This is a genomic window from Roseibacterium elongatum DSM 19469 (assembly GCF_000590925.1).
Classification (GTDB): Bacteria; Pseudomonadota; Alphaproteobacteria; order Rhodobacterales; family Rhodobacteraceae; genus Roseibacterium; species Roseibacterium elongatum.
Genome location: NZ_CP004372.1, coordinates 764,838 through 782,537, shown reverse-complemented (window position 1 = coordinate 782,537; position 17,700 = coordinate 764,838). Strand labels below are relative to the sequence as shown.

Annotated in this window: 17 protein-coding genes and 1 pseudogene; 7 read left to right on the top strand and 11 right to left on the bottom strand. The window is 65.0% G+C overall.

All coding sequences use genetic code 11. The annotated features are described in order from the left end of the window. The first annotated feature begins 60 nt into the window (after positions 1-60). Positions 61-2,195 (top strand): annotated as a pseudogene (pnp, locus tag ROSELON_RS03760) (polyribonucleotide nucleotidyltransferase). A gap of 84 nt (positions 2,196-2,279) precedes the next feature. Next, positions 2,280-2,567, top strand: a complete 288-nt coding sequence (locus ROSELON_RS03755; RefSeq protein ID WP_025311099.1) for a c-type cytochrome — start codon at positions 2,280-2,282, stop codon at positions 2,565-2,567. A gap of 56 nt (positions 2,568-2,623) precedes the next feature. Here the strand turns inward: ROSELON_RS03755 and ROSELON_RS03750 are convergent, their stop codons facing one another. Further along, complete coding sequence (locus ROSELON_RS03750) at positions 2,624-4,546, bottom strand: PhoX family protein (RefSeq protein WP_025311098.1); 1,923 nt, start codon at positions 4,544-4,546, stop codon at positions 2,624-2,626. A 266-nt stretch (positions 4,547-4,812) separates the two neighbouring features. Between ROSELON_RS03750 and ROSELON_RS03745 the strand changes: the two genes are divergently transcribed. Then, positions 4,813-5,439 (top strand): L,D-transpeptidase, encoded by a 627-nt coding sequence (locus tag ROSELON_RS03745; protein ID WP_025311097.1) that lies wholly within the window; start codon positions 4,813-4,815, stop codon positions 5,437-5,439. A gap of 99 nt (positions 5,440-5,538) precedes the next feature. Here the strand turns inward: ROSELON_RS03745 and ROSELON_RS03740 are convergent, their stop codons facing one another. Continuing rightward, positions 5,539-6,192 (bottom strand): peroxiredoxin, encoded by a 654-nt coding sequence (locus ROSELON_RS03740; protein ID WP_025311096.1) that lies wholly within the window; start codon positions 6,190-6,192, stop codon positions 5,539-5,541. A gap of 235 nt (positions 6,193-6,427) precedes the next feature. On the opposite strand from ROSELON_RS03740, the gene ROSELON_RS03735 reads away from it, so the two are divergent. Further along, on the top strand, positions 6,428-7,861 hold the full coding sequence (locus ROSELON_RS03735; protein WP_025311095.1) for an aldehyde dehydrogenase family protein: 1,434 nt from the start codon (positions 6,428-6,430) through the stop codon (positions 7,859-7,861). A gap of 76 nt (positions 7,862-7,937) precedes the next feature. Here the strand turns inward: ROSELON_RS03735 and ROSELON_RS03730 are convergent, their stop codons facing one another. Genes ROSELON_RS03730 through hmgA form a run of 9 tightly spaced genes read right to left on the bottom strand, consistent with a single transcriptional unit; the run spans position 7,938 to position 14,640 of the window. Further along, complete coding sequence (locus ROSELON_RS03730; protein ID WP_025311094.1) at positions 7,938-8,588, bottom strand: RluA family pseudouridine synthase; 651 nt, start codon at positions 8,586-8,588, stop codon at positions 7,938-7,940. A gap of 47 nt (positions 8,589-8,635) precedes the next feature. Continuing rightward, positions 8,636-8,830: a DUF2783 domain-containing protein gene (locus ROSELON_RS03725; RefSeq protein WP_025311093.1), complete on the bottom strand. Its 195-nt coding sequence runs from the start codon at positions 8,828-8,830 to the stop codon at positions 8,636-8,638. Continuing rightward, a complete protein-coding gene (locus ROSELON_RS03720; RefSeq protein ID WP_025311092.1) occupies positions 8,827-10,383 on the bottom strand; it encodes an FAD-dependent oxidoreductase in 1,557 nt (518 codons plus the stop codon). Before ROSELON_RS03720 ends, ROSELON_RS03725 begins: the two co-directional genes overlap by 4 nt. A 3-nt stretch (positions 10,384-10,386) precedes the next feature. Then, the gene (locus tag ROSELON_RS03715) at positions 10,387-10,653 is read right to left on the bottom strand and encodes a hypothetical protein (protein WP_156945784.1); all 267 of its coding nucleotides are present in this window, start codon (positions 10,651-10,653) and stop codon (positions 10,387-10,389) included. Between the two features lie 10 nt (positions 10,654-10,663). After that, positions 10,664-10,867, bottom strand: coding sequence for a hypothetical protein (locus tag ROSELON_RS03710; RefSeq protein ID WP_025311090.1), 204 nt, complete (start codon positions 10,865-10,867; stop codon positions 10,664-10,666). Then, on the bottom strand, positions 10,864-11,391 hold the full coding sequence (locus ROSELON_RS03705; protein ID WP_025311089.1) for a DinB family protein: 528 nt from the start codon (positions 11,389-11,391) through the stop codon (positions 10,864-10,866). The genes ROSELON_RS03710 and ROSELON_RS03705 overlap by 4 nt, the downstream gene beginning before the upstream one ends. An 11-nt stretch (positions 11,392-11,402) precedes the next feature. Beyond that, positions 11,403-12,353 carry an MBL fold metallo-hydrolase gene (locus ROSELON_RS03700; RefSeq protein ID WP_025311088.1) on the bottom strand — a complete coding sequence of 317 codons (951 nt, stop codon included), beginning with the start codon at positions 12,351-12,353 and terminating at the stop codon, positions 11,403-11,405. A 27-nt stretch (positions 12,354-12,380) separates the two neighbouring features. Beyond that, positions 12,381-13,265, bottom strand: a complete 885-nt coding sequence (locus tag ROSELON_RS03695; RefSeq protein WP_025311087.1) for an MBL fold metallo-hydrolase — start codon at positions 13,263-13,265, stop codon at positions 12,381-12,383. Positions 13,266-13,278: 13 nt separating this feature from the next. After that, complete coding sequence (hmgA, locus tag ROSELON_RS03690) at positions 13,279-14,640, bottom strand: homogentisate 1,2-dioxygenase (protein ID WP_025311086.1); 1,362 nt, start codon at positions 14,638-14,640, stop codon at positions 13,279-13,281. A 132-nt stretch (positions 14,641-14,772) separates the two neighbouring features. Between hmgA and ROSELON_RS03685 the strand changes: the two genes are divergently transcribed. Genes ROSELON_RS03685 through ROSELON_RS03675 form a run of 3 tightly spaced genes read left to right on the top strand, consistent with a single transcriptional unit; the run spans position 14,773 to position 17,691 of the window. Further along, positions 14,773-15,834, top strand: a complete 1,062-nt coding sequence (locus ROSELON_RS03685; protein ID WP_025311085.1) for a pyridoxal-phosphate dependent enzyme — start codon at positions 14,773-14,775, stop codon at positions 15,832-15,834. Beyond that, positions 15,827-16,954 carry a M24 family metallopeptidase gene (locus ROSELON_RS03680; protein WP_038650141.1) on the top strand — a complete coding sequence of 376 codons (1,128 nt, stop codon included), beginning with the start codon at positions 15,827-15,829 and terminating at the stop codon, positions 16,952-16,954. The genes ROSELON_RS03685 and ROSELON_RS03680 overlap by 8 nt, the downstream gene beginning before the upstream one ends. Then, positions 16,951-17,691: a maleate cis-trans isomerase family protein gene (locus tag ROSELON_RS03675; RefSeq protein WP_038650138.1), complete on the top strand. Its 741-nt coding sequence runs from the start codon at positions 16,951-16,953 to the stop codon at positions 17,689-17,691. The genes ROSELON_RS03680 and ROSELON_RS03675 overlap by 4 nt, the downstream gene beginning before the upstream one ends. Positions 17,692-17,700 lie beyond the last annotated feature (9 nt).

Sequence of the window (17,700 nt, the reverse complement as noted above, 5' to 3'; positions counted from 1 at the left end):
CCGCCATGAAAACGGGAGACCCGGCAGGGGCCGGGAGAGCTCCCCGATAGGAAACGATTGATGTTCAATATCTCGAAGAAAAGCATGCAGTGGGGCGAAGAGACCCTCACGCTTGAGACGGGCAAGGTTGCCCGTCAGGCCGACGGGTCGGTGATCGCCACGCTTGGCGAGACCTCGGTCATGGCGAATGTGACCTTCGCCAAGGAACCCAAGCCAGGGCAGGATTTCTTTCCGCTGACGGTGCATTACCAGGAAAAATACTATGCCGCGGGCAAGGTGCCCGGCGGCTTTTTCAAGCGCGAGGCGCGTCCGACCGAGAAAGAGACGCTGACCGCACGCCTGATCGACCGTCCGATCCGTCCGCTGTTCGTGCCGGGCTTCAAGAACGAAGTTCTGGTGATGTGCACGGTTCTGTCGCATGACCTGGTCAACGATCCCGACATCGTGGCGATGATCGCCGCCTCGGCCGCGCTGACCATTTCGGGCGCGCCGTTCCGCGGCCCGATCGCCGGCTGCCGCGTGGGCTACGAGGATGGCGAGTACGTCCTGAACCCGACGGTCGACGACATGCACGACCTGCGCAACAACCCCGACCAGCGTCTGGACCTTGTTGTCGCCGGCACCAAGAACGCCGTGATGATGGTCGAGTCGGAAGCCTACGAACTGTCCGAGGCCGAGATGCTGGGTGCGGTGAATTTCGCGCACGAACAGATCCAGCCGGTGATCGACCTGATCATCTCGCTTGCCGAAGAGGCCGCCAAGGACCCGTTCGATTTCACGCCGCCGGATTACAGCGACCTCTACGAGGCCGTGAAAGCCGCCGGTGAGGACAAGATGCGCGACGCTTATGCGATCCTCGACAAGCAGGAACGCCAGGCTGCCGTGTCCGCCGTCAAGGACGAGATCATCGCCGCCCTGACCGAGGACCAGCAGGAAGACGCAATCTCGGCTCGGCCCTGAAAAAGCTGGAATCGACCGTGCTGCGCTCGGACGTGGTCAAGAACGGCCGCCGCATCGATGGCCGCGCACTGGATCAGGTGCGCCCGATCGTCTGCGAAACCGGGCTGCTGCCCCGCACGCATGGCTCGGCCCTGTTCACCCGTGGGGAAACCCAAGGCCTTGTCGTCACCACGCTGGGCACCGGCGATGACGAACAGATGATCGATGCCCTACAGGGCACCTATCGTTCGAACTTCCTGCTGCACTACAACTTCCCGCCCTACTCGGTCGGTGAAGCGGGGCGCGTCGGCCCTCCGGGTCGTCGTGAAATCGGTCACGGCAAACTGGCATGGCGCGCGCTGCAGGCCGTGCTGCCCGCACCCACCGATTTCCCCTACACCGTGCGCGTCGTGTCCGAGATCACCGAGTCGAACGGCTCGTCCTCGATGGCGTCGGTCTGTGGTGGGTCTCTGTCGATGATGGATGCGGGCGTGCCCCTCAAGGCGCCGGTGGCCGGTGTCGCCATGGGCCTCGTGCTGGAAGAGGATGGCTCCTACGGCATCCTGACCGACATCCTGGGCGACGAGGATCACCTCGGCGACATGGATTTCAAGGTCGCGGGCACCGAAAACGGCATCACCTCGCTGCAGATGGATATCAAGGTGGCCGGCATTACGTCCGAGATCATGGAAAAGGCGCTGGATCAGGCCAAGGCCGGCCGGATGCACATCCTGGGTGAAATGGCCAAGGCGCTGACCGAAGCGTCCGAGTTCTCGGTCCACGCGCCGCGCATCGAAACGATGCAGGTGCCCACCGACAAGATCCGCGAAGTGATCGGTTCGGGCGGCAAGGTGATCCGCGAGATCGTCGAAGTCTCGGGGGCCAAGGTCGACATCAACGACGACGGCATCATCAAGATCGCCAGCCCCAACGGCGAAGCCATCGAAAAGGCCCGCGAGATGATCCATTCGATCGTCGCCGAGCCGGAAGAGGGCAAGGTCTACAAGGGCAAGGTCGTGAAGATCGTCGATTTCGGCGCCTTCGTGAATTTCTTCGGCAAGCGTGATGGCCTCGTGCATGTCAGCCAGATCGAGAACCGCCGCCTGAACCATCCCTCGGACGTGCTGAAGGAAGGTCAGGAGGTTTGGGTCAAGCTTTTGGGCTTCGACGATCGCGGCAAGGTGCGCCTGGCGATGAAGATGGTCGACCAGGAGACCGGCAAAGAGATGTCGAAGGAAGACGCCGCGGCCGACTGACGCCACGGCTTTCGTCTTCATGACACTGTTACGGGCGCGTCCAAGACTGGGCGCGCCCGTTTTCTTTGCCCATGGACGACCGCGATGCGAACGACCCGCGCTGCCTTGGCTGCCTTGCTTGTGCTGATCCCTGCGCCCCTTGTGGCGGTTGAAGATCACCTTCAGACCGGAGAGACCCTGTTTCAACGGCATTGCCGTGCGTGCCATGGCCCCGATGCCCGGCGCGGTGCCAGCGGCGATATTCGTGGTTTGGGCGAAGGCACCCTGCGCATGGCCCTGGGCGGGATCGAGTCGATGCCCGAGTTCGATTTCGACGATGCCGAGGTCGGCGCATTGGTTGCGTATCTTGCCCGGCTGGCCGAGGCCGACTGAAAAAACGCCCCCGGATGGAGATCCGGGGGCGCCTTGCTGTTAGGGATGTTGCGGGGTCAGCCGACGAGCCCGTTATCGTCGCGGCGCACCGTCACGATGGCCGAACGGGGCAGGCTGCCCTCACCATCGGGGAAGGGCGCATCGGGGTGCTGGATGCCCACGAACATCGTGCGACGATCCGACGACCAGGTCAGGCCGGTCACTTCGCAGCCGTTCGGCCCGGTCAGGAAACGCTCGATCCGGCCCGTCACAGGGTCACCCGCCAGCATCTGGTTGTTGCCCATGCCGGCAAAATCGCCTTCGTTGCTGTCGTCGCCATCGGTCTGAATCCAGATCAGGCCGGTCGAATCGATCTGCATCCCGTCGGGCGAGTTGAACAGGTTGCCCGCGTTGATGTTCGCTGTTCCGGCATAGGGGCCGTCGGCGTGCACCTCGGGGTTGCCGGCCATCACGTAGAGATCCCATGAGAAACCCTCGGCCCCGTGGTCGCCGCCCACCGGGCGCCAGCGCACGATCTGGCCGAAGCGGTTGGTGTCGCGCGGGTTGACGGCGTTGACGCTCATCGGGTCGCCGCCGGCATTGGTGCGCACCGTTCCGTCATCGTTCAACAGGCCGCGACGCGAGTTGTTGGTCAGGCAGCAATACGCCTCGGAAGCGTTCGGGTGAACGGCGATCCACTCGGGGCGGTCCATCGTCGTGGCGCCCACGGCCGAGGCTGCGGTGCGGGTGAACACGGCGATATGGGCCACGTCCATGCCGGTGGTGGCCGGCGTCAGCGGCACCCAGCGCCCGGTCATGTCGTCGTCGAACACGGCGACCGACAGCTCTCCCTCGCTCAGCAGGGTCGAGGTGTCTTCACCGGGGACATAGGCATCGCGGCTGACCCAGCGATACATGAACTCGCCGCGTTCATCGTCGCCCATGTAGACCACCACGCGGCCATCGGCGGCGATGGCATAGGCGGCGTTCTCGTGCTTGAAGCGGCCAAGCGCGGTGTGTTTGACCGGGGTGGCGTCGGGGTTGGCCGGGTCGATCTCGACGACGTAGCCGACGCGATGCGGCTCGTTCGGGTTTGCCGAGGTGTCAAAGCGCGCATCCCACAGGTGGTAATCGTAGCCCCAGCCATCGGCGCCGATGCCGTAGCGGCGGTATCCGGCGGCCACGGTTTCGTCGGCGGGGATGTCGCCGGTGGCGCCGAAGTAGCCGTTGAAGTTTTCCTCGCAGGTCAGGTAGGTGCCCCAGGGCGTGCGGCCCGACCCACAGTTGTTCATCGTCCCCAGCGACGCCATGCCGGTCGGGTCGGCCTCGGTTTGCAGCAGCGGGTGACCGGCGGCGGGGCCGTCAAAGGTCATCGGGCTGTTGTGGTGGATACGGCGGTTGTAGGGGCTGTCGATGACGACGGACCAGCCGGATTCGTCTTCGGCCACTTCCATGACGGTGACGCCCTGCAGGTGCTGCAGGATGCGCACGTCATCGAGGCTGCCGGGGGTGCCGCCGTCGGTGTGGGGCAGGTTCACGTCGCGGTTGGTGTATTCGCTGTTGACGACAAGGATCTCGCGGCCATCGACATTGAACAGTTCCATGCCGTCGGTGTTCTCGCCGAAGACACGCTCGGACATATCGACGCTGACGCCGGCCTGCGGATCCCATGCGCCCTCGGCGTCGGAAAACAGCGGGTCGCCCCAACGCACCAGAACGTCCCAGCTATAGCCCTCGGGGACATGGATGGTGTTGTCGATCTGGGCCGCGATCGGCGCGAAGGGAAAGCGCGACACGGGCTGGGCCATGGCGGTCGTGCCCTTGAGCATGCCGGCGCCCATCACGGCCGCGCCCGAGCCGAAGGCCAGAACGCCGCCCAGGAAGCCGCGGCGCGAGATCGCGCGCTCGACCACGCGGTCGAACTCCTGCACCTCGGGCCGGGGGAAATTGAGTTCGTCCCAATCGTCGGCGGACATTTTGGTGGTGTCGATATCTTTCATCGGAAAGCCTCCTCAGGTCTGGCGTTCGAAGCTGGAGCCCGATGTCTGACCGCGATCTGTAAACCTTTTATGGCGAAGCGCCGTGGTGGGACGCCCGTCTCGGCGAAAAAGTGCAGGCGCCTGCCTGTCGGGCGAAATGCCGGGTTGCGGTGGATGCCACACTGACCGAAAAGTGAGCGACGCGGGACTTGTCCACAGGAACCTGAGCGCTGAAAAGAGAGTTGCTTTTCAGAGCGATTCCAACGTTTGACTAAAGGAGGTGAGGGATGCTGACTCGCCGTCATTTCATCATCACGTCCGCGGCCCTGTTTTCAGGGCCTCTCGCCGCGCCGGTCTGGGCCCAGGACGCTGTCGATTTCGATTTTGACGAACAGGTCGAACGCCCCGATCCTATGGGGGACAATCCCTGGGGTCTGCATCCGCGTTTCATGCCGACGCGTGTGGCGCATCGTGCCGGTCTGCGCCCGGGTGACATCCATGTCGATCCGGTGCCGAAATACCTCTATCACATTGGCGACGATGGCACGGCCATGCGTTACGGCGTGGCGGTCGGACGCTCGGGCCTGCAAAGCCCGGGCAGCTACACGATCCGCCGCAAGGTCGAATGGCCCAGCTGGACGCCGACCGCAAACATGATCGCCCGTGAACCCGACGTTTACGGCCAGTTCGCCGGCGGTGTGCCCGGCGGCCCCGAGAACCCGTTGGGCGCGCGGGCCCTGTACCTCTACCGCGGCAATGTGGACAGCTACCTGCGCATCCACGGCACGCCGCAGCCCTGGTCGATCGGCACCTCGGCCAGCTCGGGCTGTGTTCGGTTGGTGAACGACCATGTCATGCAGCTCTATGAACAGGTCGATTTGGGAACGCGCGTGACGTTGCATTCGCCGCGCTGAGATCGGCCAAATCACCGGACAAGAAAAAAGGACCCCCAATCGGGAGCCTTTTGTGGTCTGGCGGGCCCGCGCCCTGCGCGCAGGCCCGGCGATCCGGGGTCAGCCCGGCATTTTCGTCATGCGCAGATAGGGCAGCTTGGCGTCGATTTCGCCGAACTTGGCCTTGGCAGCCTCATCGTCCAGCGACAGGGCCACGATCACGTCTTGGCCATGCACCCAGTTGGCGGGCGTGGCGATCGGCGTTTGATAGGTCGCCTGCAGCGCATCGAGGGCGCGCAGCACCTCGGCAAAGTTGCGGCCCACCGACATCGGGTAGGACATCATCAACTGCACCTTCTTGTCGGGCGAGACGATGAAGACGACGCGCACACTGGCCGAGTCGGCGGCGGTGCGACCGTCGGGCAGGTAGGCCTCGGCCGGCAGCATATCGAGCGCCTTGGACACCTCCAGCGACTCGTCGGCAATGATCGGAAAGGCCGCGTCCGTGCCGGCATAGCTTTCGATATCGGCCTTCCATTCCTTGTGCTCGGCCACGGCATCGACGGACAGGCCGATGACCTTGGTGTTGCGCTTGGCCCATTCATCGGCCAGCTGCGCGACGGCACCGAACTCGGTCGTGCAGACCGGCGTGAAATCCTTGGGGTGCGAGAACAGGATCATCCACTGGTCGCCGATGTAGTCATGCATCGAGATCGTGCCCTGATCGGTTTCGACGGTAAGATCCGGAAAGGTATCGTTGATACGCAGTGCCACGGTGGGCCTCCTGTTTGTTACCACTGTCAAACGCTAGTATAGGTACGCGATGTGACGGTTGCACGGGGCTCGATCTGGAATCGTTCCAGAAAAGGATGTGCATAATGCCGCACCTGCGAAATCGGCCCGCCCATCCTGCATGCCGGCCGATGCCGAAACGGGCGGTCGCGGTCAACCCGGCTTGCGGCCGGCGCGCGGCGGTGACAGGTTCGCGCCAAGGACAAGGGAGACAAGCATGCCCAACAGCACAGATTTCTACATCAACGGCCAATGGGTCGCGCCGATCCGGCCCAAGGACTTCCCGGTCATCAACCCCGCCACCGAAGAGGTCTGCGCCACGATCAGCCTTGGCGAAGAGGAAGACACGAACGCCGCCGTCGCCGCTGCCTCGGCCGCGTTCGAGGGCTGGGCGGCCACCGATCCGGCCGAGCGGATCGCCGCGGTCGAGCGGTTGCTGGACATCTACAAGCGACGTGCCGAGGATATGGCGCAGGCGATCAGCCTCGAGATGGGGGCCCCCATCGACCTGGCGCGGCAACAGCAGGTGGGCGCGGGCGCATGGCATCTGGACGGGTTCATCAAGGCGGCAAAAGCCTTTGACTGGGACCGCCCCCTGGGCGACTGGGCACCGGGCGAGCGCATCCTGCATGAGCCGATCGGCGTGTGCGCGCTGATCACGCCGTGGAACTGGCCGATGAACCAGATCACGCTCAAGGTCGCGCCGGCCCTTCTGGCTGGCTGCACGATGGTGCTGAAGCCCTCGGAAATCGCGCCACTTTCCGGTCTGCTCTTTGCCGAGATGGTGGACGAGGCCGGGGTGCCCGCGGGGGTGTTCAACCTCGTGAACGGGGACGGGCCCGGCGTGGGCAGCACCCTGTCCGCGCATCCCGAGATCGACATGGTCAGCTTCACCGGCTCGACCCGCGCGGGGCGCCTGATCTCAAAGGCGGCCGCCGACACGATCAAGCGCGTCAGCCTGGAACTGGGTGGCAAGGGTGCCAACATCATCTTTGCCGATGCCAATGAAAAAGCGGTCAAGCAGGGTGTGATCCGTTGTTTCCGCAACACCGGCCAAAGCTGCAATGCGCCCACCCGGATGCTGGTCGAGCGGTCGCGCTATGACGAGGCGGTCGAACAGGCCGCCGAGGCCGCCGCCAAGGTCGAGGTCGGCCCGTCGAGCGAAGAGGGGCGTCATATCGGCCCTGCGGTCAGCGAGACCCAGTATGAAAAGATCCAGGACCTGATCCAGAAAGGCATCGACGAAGGCGCGCGCCTGATCGCGGGCGGAACCGGACGGCCCGAGCATCTGAACCGCGGCTATTTCATCCGCCCCACGGTGTTTGCCGATGTCACCCCGGACATGTCGATCTACCGCGAGGAGATCTTTGGCCCGGTCCTGTCGATCATGCCCTTCGACAGCGAAGAGGATGCCGTGCGCATCGCCAATGACACCGATTACGGCCTGACGAATTACATCCAGACCGGCGACAAGGACAAATTGCGCCGCGTCGCGCGCCGCTTGCGCTCGGGCATGGTCGAGGGCAATGGCAAGGGCTTCGGGCAGGGCAGCCCGTTCGGCGGCTACAAACAGTCGGGCAACGGGCGCGAAGGCGGGGTGTTCGGACTGCACGAGTTCATGGAGGTCAAGGCCGTCAGCGACTGGGACTGAACCCTCGCATTCATGCGGCCCTGTCGGGATGATCCCGCCGGCGGGGCCGTTTCGGAAAAACTCATCGCAGCCGCGCTTAGAACGGCACGGCTGCGCGAAACAGCATGCCCACCCCGCCCTCGGGATGCCGTAGTTTCAGGCTTTCGGCATGGAGCATGAGGCGCGGGAAATCTCGGGCCGGCCCCTCGGCATAGAACGGGTCGCCCAGGATCGGGTGACCGAGTTCCTTCATGTGAACGCGCAGTTGATGTGAGCGTCCCGTCAACGGAAACAGGCGAATGCGGGTGGTGCCATCTTCGTGCCGGACGACGCGCCAATCGGTTTTGGCGGGTTTGCCGTTTTCGAAATCGACATGCTGTTTCGGACGGTTGGGCCAATCCACGATCAGGGGCAGATCGACGGTGCCCGTCTTTTCCGCCACCGCGCCCCAGACGCGCGCATGGTAGGTCTTTTTCACATGCCGCCGCTCGAATTGCAGGCCGAGATGGCGTTGGGCCGCCGGGCTGCGGGCAAAGACCATCACACCGGACGTATCCATATCGAGGCGGTGGACCAGCAACGCCTCGGGGAAGGCCGCCTGCAGGCGCGACATCAGGCAGTCGGACAGGTGCGCGCCCCGACCGGGCACCGACAACAGGCCCGCCGGTTTGTTCACGAGGATCAGCGCCGCATCCTCGTGCAGGATGTCCAGTGGCGTGTCGGGGGGGCTGTAGATGAAATCTGTCATCGCCGCCTATGTGGCGCGCCGGACGTCAAAAGCCAAGGCGCTGCGGCTCAGGTCGTGCCCTCGCGCGCGAGGGCGAACGCGGCCTGCAAGACCTCCATGTCGCCGATATGGTTGGTCAGGATCAGGATGAGTTGTGCGTTGAGTGCATTGGACTGCGCCTCGTCCAGCCCCTCATGGGCAGCCAGCAGGGCAGCATAGAACCCGTCGGGGTCCTCGATGTTCGGGGTCGTGATCAGGCTCATGCGCGCGTCCCCAGCAGTTTCGAGACCTCGGCGCGGATGGCGTTGGCATCGGCGGCGGTCCAGCGGGCCGCCACGATCTGATCCGGCCGGATCAGGTAGACGGCGCTTTCGGCGTCGCCCAGATAGCGCGCCCGCACCTCCGGCGTGCCGGGCAGGTGCAAGCTATCGATACCGTCGAGATCGGCGATGTCCGTATTGATCAGCAACAGGGTCACCTTGCCGCCAAGGCGGTCCATCAGCCAGCCATTGCCCATGGGGGCATCCGGCGCAACGCTGCCCGGGCACGCGCCGACGGGCAGGGTCGGCGCATCGGGTGCATCGGGCATCGGGTAGATGCAGGGCCGCGACAGACGGCCGGAGTTGACCAGCGGACGCGCAAAGGCGACTTTGCCGGCAAGGGCAAGCACCTGATCGCGAAACAGCCGCTCGGCCCCCGCGCGCGGCGTCATGAACCGCGTCGTGCGCGCTGAATTGCGGATGTTTTCATCGGCCCCGAAGGTGCGTTCCCGGTCATAACCTTCCAGCAGCTCGGCCGGGCTGTCCCCCTTGAGTACGGCGGCCAGACGCCAGCCGAGCGCATCGACATCCTGCAGGCCGCCATTGCCCCCACGCGCGCCGAAGGGGCTGACGACATGGGCGCTGTCGCCCACGAAAATCACCCGGTCATGGACAAAGCGCGCAAGGCGGCGGCATTGGAACGTGTAGACGCTGACCCAGTCGAGGCGGAAATCCGCATGGCCGACAACCCGCTCTATGCGCGGGATGACGACCTCGGGTTGACGCTCGGCCTCGGGGTCGGCGTCCCAGCCCAGTTGCAGGTCGATGCGATAGATGTTGTCCGGCTGCTTGTGCAGAAGGGCCGATTGACCGGCGTGAAAGGGCGGCTCGAACCAGAACCACCGCTCGCTCGGGAAATCGGCTGTCATCTCGATATCGGCGATGAGAAAGCGTTCCTCGAACAACTCTCCCTCGAAATCGAGGCCCATCATGCCCCGGATCGGCGACTTTGCCCCGTCACAGGCCAGCAGGTAGTCGGCGACCAGTGCATAGGAGCCGTCCGGGGTGTCGATCTCGACCTGAACGCCATCCTCGGTCTGACCAAGTCCGGTCACCGTGTTCTTGAAACGCAGATCGACAAGGTCATTGGCCCGGCATTCTTCTACAAGAAACTGCTCGACATAGTATTGCTGCAGGTTCACGAAGGCCGGCATCTTGTGCCCGTCTTCCGGCAGAAGATCGAAGTTGAAGATCTCTTCTTCGCCGTGAAATGTGCGCCCGATCTTCCAGGTGACGCCCTTGGCCGCGATGCGCGCGCCCACCCCCAGCCGGTCGAGGATTTCCAGCGACCTTTTCGACCAGCAGATCGCGCGGCTGCCCACGGACACGACATTGTTGTCGTCCAGCACGACCGAGGCGATCCCATGCCCGGCAAGGTCCAGCGCGGCAGCAAGGCCGATCGGCCCCGCCCCCACGATCACGACCGGGTGCCGCGGCTCGGGGCCCTGCAGACCCGGCGGGGGAACATAGGGAAAGGGCTGGTAGTCATAGGGCATCGCTTACCCCTCCTGCACGAAGGCCTGCGTCGCCACCATCACCAGCAAGGCCACGCTGAGAAACAACAGGGTCTTGCGTTCGGATCGATACTCGGGGTCTTTCAGCCATGGACCGGCCTCGCGCAGCGCCTCTCCCATCGGCGGGGTATCGTCGCCTGTCCGTTGCGCGGCGCGCTCGCGCAGCACGGACAGCGTTCGGAGCATCATCCCCGCCCAAAGCAGGACCACCACACCCATCGTTACCCATCGTATCACCTGTCCAGTGCCCATGTTGCCTCCGCTACCTTTTGCGCGATGTCCAAAGTTGCCGTCCCGACCAGATGGCCGACCCTCCAAAGAATGCGCCTGAGATCAACCCGATCTCAAGTGACGCGATGCCGCCGATCCCGTTTGTCGCATAGGCCAGAGCCAACAGGACCAGTCCCGCCAGACTGATGGCCAGGCGCAGCTTGACCTCGCCACGGGTGGGGCCGAACCGGCTCATCCGTGATACTCGTGTGCGCTGGGGTGGCGGTCATGGACGAGGTGGAATTCGTCCAGTTGCGGCGGGGCCACGCCGAGCGATTGCACCTGCACATGCGCCTGTCCCCGATGGTGAATCTGGTGCTGGAACAGGTGCAGCAGCAGGGCGTCCACCCGTTCCTCGACGGGGCCGTCGCGGCGTTCGGTCACCCGATGCTCGCCAAGGGTCGCGTCCGTCAGTCCGTGACAGAACCGCGCCAGCCGCAGATCGGCCGCCCCTTGCAAGGCCCCCAGGGCGGCGGGATTGGTGACCGGATCGCGGTCATACACGCCACGGCCCATCCCGCCCGCTTCCAAGGCATCGAGGTAATAGAGATCGACCTCGTGGATATGGTTCAGCGTCTGGCAGAGCGACGGGAAAAACCCCGGTGCGGGCGCTGTGAAATCGGCCTCGGGCAGGTCCGTCAACGCATGGTACAGGCGCGCATTGGCCCAGGCGTTGTTCAGCGCCATCAGGGCGTAGGGATGGGCCGATTTCGCGCTCACCTTACGGCTCCTTATCCCTGCAGGTCCGCCCACATCTGCGCGTCGCGGTCCGCGGTCCAGATGCGGGGTGTTTCGATGCCGCGTGCCTCGTCATAGGCGCGGGCGACGTTGAAGGGCAGGCAATGCTCGTAGATCGCGAAGTCGCTGAATTTCGGGTCGCAGGCGGCGCGCACGGCGTCCCAGGCCTCCTTGAGCGACCCGCCCCTGGCCGCAACGCGCGCGGCTGGCGCATATGTGCTTTCCACGAAGTCACGGGTCGACGCGATCGCGGCCGACACCATCGCATCGCCGACAAGCGCGTCGCCCCGGCCCGGTGCAATCGCACGCGGCTGGAAGGAAGCGATATTGTCCAGCGTGTCGCCCCATTCGGTCAGATGCCCGTCGCCGCAATAGCAGGCCGAATGATATTCGACGATGTCGCCGGTGAACATCACCTCGTCGTCGGGCACCCAGATCACCGCGTCGCCGGCGGTGTGGGCGCGCCCGAGCTTCATGATATCGACCCGCCGATTGCCCAGATAGACGGTCATCGCCTCGGAAAAGGTGGTGGTGGGGTAGGTCAGGCCGGGGATTTCCTCGTGCCCTTCGAACAGGCGGGGAAAGCGGGCGAACTCGCTGTCCCAGTCTTCCTGCCCCCGTTCGACCACCATGCCGCGGGCGGCGTCCGACATGATGACCTGATCCGCCCCATAGGCCGAGGCACCCAGCACCCGCACGGCGTGATAATGCGTCAGGACAAGGTGGCTGATCGGCTTGTCGGTCACGCTGCGCACGCACTCGATGACCTTGCGGGCCAGCCGTGGTGTCGCCTGCGCCTCGACGATCATGACGCTGTCGTCGCCGATGATGACGCCGGTGTTCGGGTCCCCCTCGGCGGTGAAGGCATAGAGCCCGTCACCGATCTGATCGAAGGAGATCGTCTTCTCGGTCATGTCGCCTGCACTGGCAAAGGCCTTGGCCATGTCTTTTCCTCTTTCCTCGCGTGCGCGTCACATCGCTGGCTGTGTCTGTGGTTGGGGTCGCAGTTCCATGCCGTCATGCCCGATCTCGATCGGGCCATCGAAATGGCCGGCCATGGAGGCGTGCCAATCGGCGTCGCTGATGCCGGGGTCATCGGCGGGCACCAGATGGTGCAAGACCAGCCGCCCGGCGCCCGCAGTCTGCGCAATGCGGGCGGCATCGCGCGCCTCGGTGTGGCTGCGGACGATATGCTCTTTCAGGCGGGCGCCGTTGCCCGTTTTCGCGACCAGACGGTCGACACCGGCCGCGAGCATCGCCTCGTGGATCAGGATATCGGTGCCCTTGGCGAAGTCAGCCAGCGGCGGGAAATGGCAGGTGTCGGACGAAAAGGTGACCGACCAGCGCGCGCTGTCGAACCGCAGCGCGAAACAGTCGGTGACAGGAGGATGATCGACACGCAAGGCGCGCACCGACAGGCCGTTAACGGGCAAGGGTCCCTCGGCATATTCCACAACATGTGCCAGCTTGCGCAGATCGGGTCGGCCTTCATCCTCGATGCGCAGGTCGATGTCATAGGCCAGCGAGGCGCAGAAGCCGTCCCACACCGCCTGCGTGCCCTTGGGGCCGAAGACCGTGACGGGCGTGGCCAAGCCGGTCGTCCAGGCCGTGTGCAGCAGAGGCCCAAGTTCCAGCACATGATCGGAATGCAGATGCGTGATTAAGATCAGGTCGAGCGATTTCAGCGACACGCCCGCCTCGACCAACCCCTTGGTCACGCCCAACCCGCAATCGATCACGCACAGCCGCCCGCCGATCTGCAACAGCGATGCGGTGGGCATCGGTCCACCGGGACGGATCGCGGGGCCGCCCTTGGTGCCCAGCAGAACCAGCCGATCAGTTGCGCCTTCGGTCATGTGATCCCTCGCGTCATTTCTTGCCCGGCGTACCGTCGAACTTTTTCTCCAGCGATGTCCAGCAGTCGATGTAATCGTCCTGCAAGGGCGCCTCGGTCGCAGCAAAGCGGGTCAGGTGCTGGGGAAAGCGGGTTTCGAACATGAAGGACATGGTGTTGTCCAGCTTGTGCGGGGCCAGTTCGGCATTCGACGCCCCCTCGAACGCGTCGCGGTCGGGGCCGTGGGGAAGCATCATGTTGTGCAGGCTCATGCCGCCGGGAACGAAACCTTGGGGCTTGGCGTCGTACTGGCCATAGATATTGCCCATCAGTTCGGACATGATGTTCTTGTGATACCAGGGCGGGCGGAACGTATCCTCGGCCACCATCCAGCGTTCGCGGAACAGCACGAAATCGATATTCGCCGTGCCCGGCACGCCCGAGGGCGCGGTCAGCACGGTAAAGATCGACGGGTCGGGGTGGTCGAAAAGGACGGCGCCGACCGGGCAATAGGTTGTCAGGTCGTATTTCACCGGCGCGTAGTTGCCGTGCCACGCGACCACGTCGAGCGGCGAATGCCCGATCGCGGTGCGGTGGAACTGGCCACACCATTTCACCGTCACAGTGGACGGCACCTCGCGATCCTCGAACGCGGCGACGGGCGTCTTGAAATCGCGCCGGTTGGCCATGCAGTTCGCCCCGATGGGCCCGCGCCCCGGCAGCTCGAACTTTTGGCCGTAATTCTCGCAGACGAAACCGCGCGCAGGGCCGTCGATCACCTCGACCCGATAGAGCAGCCCACGCGGAATGATCGCGATCTCTTGCGGGGCAAGGTCGATGATCCCCAACTCGGTATAGAATCGCAGCCGCCCTTCCTGTGGAACGATCAGGATCTCGCTGTCGGCGGAGTAGAAATAGTCATCCACCATCGAGGCGGTCACCAGGTAGATATGCGAAGCCATGCCGACCTGCGTGTTCACATCGCCCGCGGTGGTCATGGTGCGCATGCCCGTCAGCCACGTCAGCCGTTCGTCCGAATGGGGCACCGGGTCCCAGCGGTACTGACCCAGCGAGATCACGTCAGGGTCGACGCAAGGCGCGGTATTCCAATAGGGCAGGTCGATCTTTTCGAACCGGCGCGAATGCTTGACCGATGGCCGGATGCGATAGCACCAGGTGCGCTCGTTCTGATGGCTGGGCGCGGTAAAGGCCGTGCCCGACAATTGTTCGCCATAAAGGCCGTAGTTGCACTTCTGCGGGCTGTTCATCCCTTGCGGCAGGGCGTCGGGAAGGGCCTCGGTCTCGAAATCGTTGCCAAAGCCCGGCATATAGCCGGGATGTGTGCCCTGGCTGCGTTGATCCTGTACCATCGGGCGCGGCGTGGTCTGGTCAGTCATCTCGGGGCCTCGCGATCATTGTGACGTGTACCGGGCATCTGTTGCCACATGCTCATTGCATATGCAACGATGCATGTGCTTGCAATCGATGACAACCGCGTCAGGGTGAGGCGATATCGCTTCGAGGGCAACATGACGTTTTTGATGAACCCGTGGCGCGGCGCGGCGCTGCCGCCAGGTCTGGCCGCCATTCCGGGGGATGTGGCCGATGATCCGACCGGCGTCGAGACGCTTTTGGCCCGGTGTCCTGCTCATGCCGAAACGCCACTGGTGGCGATGGATCGCCTTGCCGCGGGGATCGGCCTCAGGGCGCTCCACGTCAAGGATGAACGCGCGCGCATGGGGCTTGGCAGCTTCAAGGCCCTTGGGGCCGCCCATGTCATTGCCCGCGACGCCGCCGCCGTGATGGGGAATGACCCGGCCACGGCGCTGGCCGGCCGTACCTATGTCGCGGCCTCGGCGGGCAATCACGGGGTGTCACTGGCGGCCGGCGCCCGCGTGTTCGGGGCGCTGGCGGTGATTTACCTGTCCGAGACGGTGCCACCGGCCTTTGCCGATCATCTGCGGGCCAAGGGGGCCGACGTCGTGATCGAAGGGGCGGATTACGCGGCCTCGATGGACGCGGCGGCGGCGCGCGCGCAGGTCGAGGGATGGACGCTTTTGTCCGATTCCACCTGGGAGGGGTATCAGGTCGGGCATGGCGTCATGGAAGGGTACCTCGTCATGGCGGCCGAGGCGGCGCGCCAGATTCCGTCGCCGCCGACGCATATCTTCCTGCAGGCCGGGGTTGGCGGGTTGGCTGCGGCCTGTGCGGCCCATGCGCGTCGCGTTTGGGGGGAAGCACCCAGGATCACCGTGGTCGAGCCCGAGGCGGCCAGGACGCTGATGGCCTCGATCGCGGCCGGCGCGCCCACCCATGCCGCCGGGCCGGTCAGCATAATGGGCCGCCTCGATTGCAAGGACCCCTCGCACATGGCCCTGAAATCCCTGGCTCAGACCGCCGATGCCTTCATGACGGTGACGGATGCGGAATGCGCGGCGGCCATCGCACGACTGGCCCCCTTTGGCATGGCGACGTCGCCCTCGGGCGGGGCGGGGTTTGCCGGGGTGCTCCATGCGCCGCGGGACCTGTTGGGGCTGGGCCCCGACGCGCGGGTGCTGATCTACCTGTCCGAGGGGCCTGTCGATGCCTGATTTCGCGCCCGAGGAATACGCGCAGCGCGTGGCCCGCGCGCAGGACGGCATGGCACGGGCGGGTATCGACGCCCTGCTGGTGACGACCGAGGCCGAACTGCGCTATTTCACAGGCTTTCGAACAGCGTTCTGGCAAAGCCCGACACGGCCATGGTTTCTGGTTTTGCCCGCCCGTGGGCAGCCCATCGCGATCATTCCCACAATCGGGGTGGCGTTGATGGCCGCAACCGGGCTGACGGATATCCGCCCGTTCGACAGCCCGGCCCCCGATGCACCGCATATCCCGATCCTGCGCCAGGCTCTGGCCGGGGTCGGAACCATCGGAATGCCAATGGGCGCTGAGTCCGCGTTGCGCATGCCGCTGGCCGAATTCGAGGCGCTGCGGGCCTCGCTGCGGGCCGACTGGGTCGATGCCACCCCACTCATCCGGGGATTGCGCATGATCAAGTCGCCGGCCGAGCAACAGGCGCTGCGCGATATCTGCACCATCGGCAGCCGTGCCTTCGCGCGCGCGCCCGAGCTGTTTCACATCGGTCAGCCGTTGGAGGCGGCTTTTCGCGCCTTCCGCATCGCGCTGTTGCAGGACGGGGCCGAGGAGGTGCCCTATCTCGTTGGCGCGGCCGATCAGGGGGGCTATGGGGATGTGATCTCGCCACCCTCGGGCCGTCCCCTCGCCGAAGGTGACATCCTGATGCTGGACACCGGTGCCAGCAAGCTGGGGTATTTCTGCGATTTCGACCGAAACTGGGCCATCGCTCACGCCAGCCCAAGGGCGATGGACGCCCACGCACGGCTTTTCGCAGCGACCGAGGCTGCCCTTGCCGCGCTGCGTCCCGGCATGACCGCGGCGGCGCTTCATGCCGTGATGGCGCAGAGCCTGGGCCATGCCTCGGCGGTCGGGCGCCTGGGGCATGGACTGGGCATGCAACTGACCGAATGGCCCTCACTCGCGCCGCATGATGACACGATCCTGAGACCGGGGATGGTTTTGACGCTGGAACCCAGCCTGGAAATCGCAGCGGGCAAGATGATGGTGCACGAAGAGAACGTGTTGCTGACCGAAGATGGCGTCGAGTTGCTGAGCGCACGCACGCCGCCTGACTTGCCGGTGATCGGATGAGCGACGCCTTGCCATATGAAACCGACGGCGGCGCGGGCACGCGCGGGCGTTTTGGCCTGATCGTGCTCAGCACCGATGAGACGCTGGAGGTCGAGGCGCGCGCCGTGCTGCATCGTCCGGGCCTGGCGCTTTATCATGCGCGTATCCCCGCACATGCCTTGGTCACGCCGGACACCTTGCGCCTGATGGAGGCGCAACTGCCCGACACGGCGGGCCGGCTTCCCGCCGGCCTTGACGCGATCGGCTATGCCTGCACCTCGGGGGCGACGGTCATCGGCCCCGACCGGGTGCGGGAACTGGTGCAATCGCGCCATCCCGCCACGCCGGTCACCAACCCGATCACGGCGGTCATCGCGGCGCTACAGGCCCTGAATGCGCGCCGTATCGCCCTCGTCACGCCCTATGTGGCCGAGGTCAATGCCCCGATCCGCGCGATCCTGCGCGATCACGGAATCGACACGATCACGGTGCGGTCGTTTGAACAGAAAGAGGATTGGACCGTCGCACGGATTTCCGAAGCTTCGACGCTGGCGGCCCTCACACAGGCGGGGCAGAGCGGCGCTGACGCGATCTTTGCCAGTTGCACCAACCTGCGCAGTTTCGGCATTCTTGACGAGGCCGAGCGCGCGACAGGGTTGCCTGTGGTCACGTCGAACCAGGCGTTGTTGTGGCACATGTCGAAAGTGACCGGTGTCACCGCCGATAACGGTGGCCCCGGGCGATTATTCGCGCTGTGACGGGACTGG

What these genes read in the sequence shown, in the direction of transcription:
- ROSELON_RS03675 (WP_038650138.1), top strand. Translation starts at nt 16,951, where the DNA reads ATGAGCGACGCCTTGCCATATGAAACCGACGGCGGCGCGGGCACGCGC.
- ROSELON_RS03700 (WP_025311088.1), bottom strand. Translation starts at nt 12,353, where the DNA reads ATGGCCAAGGCCTTTGCCAGTGCAGGCGACATGACCGAGAAGACGATC.
- ROSELON_RS03745 (WP_025311097.1), top strand. Translation starts at nt 4,813, where the DNA reads ATGCTGACTCGCCGTCATTTCATCATCACGTCCGCGGCCCTGTTTTCA.
- ROSELON_RS03710 (WP_025311090.1), bottom strand. Translation starts at nt 10,867, where the DNA reads ATGAGCCGGTTCGGCCCCACCCGTGGCGAGGTCAAGCTGCGCCTGGCC.
- ROSELON_RS03720 (WP_025311092.1), bottom strand. Translation starts at nt 10,383, where the DNA reads ATGCCCTATGACTACCAGCCCTTTCCCTATGTTCCCCCGCCGGGTCTG.
- ROSELON_RS03735 (WP_025311095.1), top strand. Translation starts at nt 6,428, where the DNA reads ATGCCCAACAGCACAGATTTCTACATCAACGGCCAATGGGTCGCGCCG.
- ROSELON_RS03755 (WP_025311099.1), top strand. Translation starts at nt 2,280, where the DNA reads ATGCGAACGACCCGCGCTGCCTTGGCTGCCTTGCTTGTGCTGATCCCT.
- ROSELON_RS03685 (WP_025311085.1), top strand. Translation starts at nt 14,773, where the DNA reads ATGACGTTTTTGATGAACCCGTGGCGCGGCGCGGCGCTGCCGCCAGGT.
- ROSELON_RS03695 (WP_025311087.1), bottom strand. Translation starts at nt 13,265, where the DNA reads ATGACCGAAGGCGCAACTGATCGGCTGGTTCTGCTGGGCACCAAGGGC.
- ROSELON_RS03750 (WP_025311098.1), bottom strand. Translation starts at nt 4,546, where the DNA reads ATGAAAGATATCGACACCACCAAAATGTCCGCCGACGATTGGGACGAA.
- ROSELON_RS03725 (WP_025311093.1), bottom strand. Translation starts at nt 8,830, where the DNA reads ATGAGCCTGATCACGACCCCGAACATCGAGGACCCCGACGGGTTCTAT.
- ROSELON_RS03680 (WP_038650141.1), top strand. Translation starts at nt 15,827, where the DNA reads ATGCCTGATTTCGCGCCCGAGGAATACGCGCAGCGCGTGGCCCGCGCG.
- ROSELON_RS03730 (WP_025311094.1), bottom strand. Translation starts at nt 8,588, where the DNA reads ATGACAGATTTCATCTACAGCCCCCCCGACACGCCACTGGACATCCTG.
- hmgA (WP_025311086.1), bottom strand. Translation starts at nt 14,640, where the DNA reads ATGACTGACCAGACCACGCCGCGCCCGATGGTACAGGATCAACGCAGC.
- ROSELON_RS03715 (WP_156945784.1), bottom strand. Translation starts at nt 10,653, where the DNA reads ATGGGCACTGGACAGGTGATACGATGGGTAACGATGGGTGTGGTGGTC.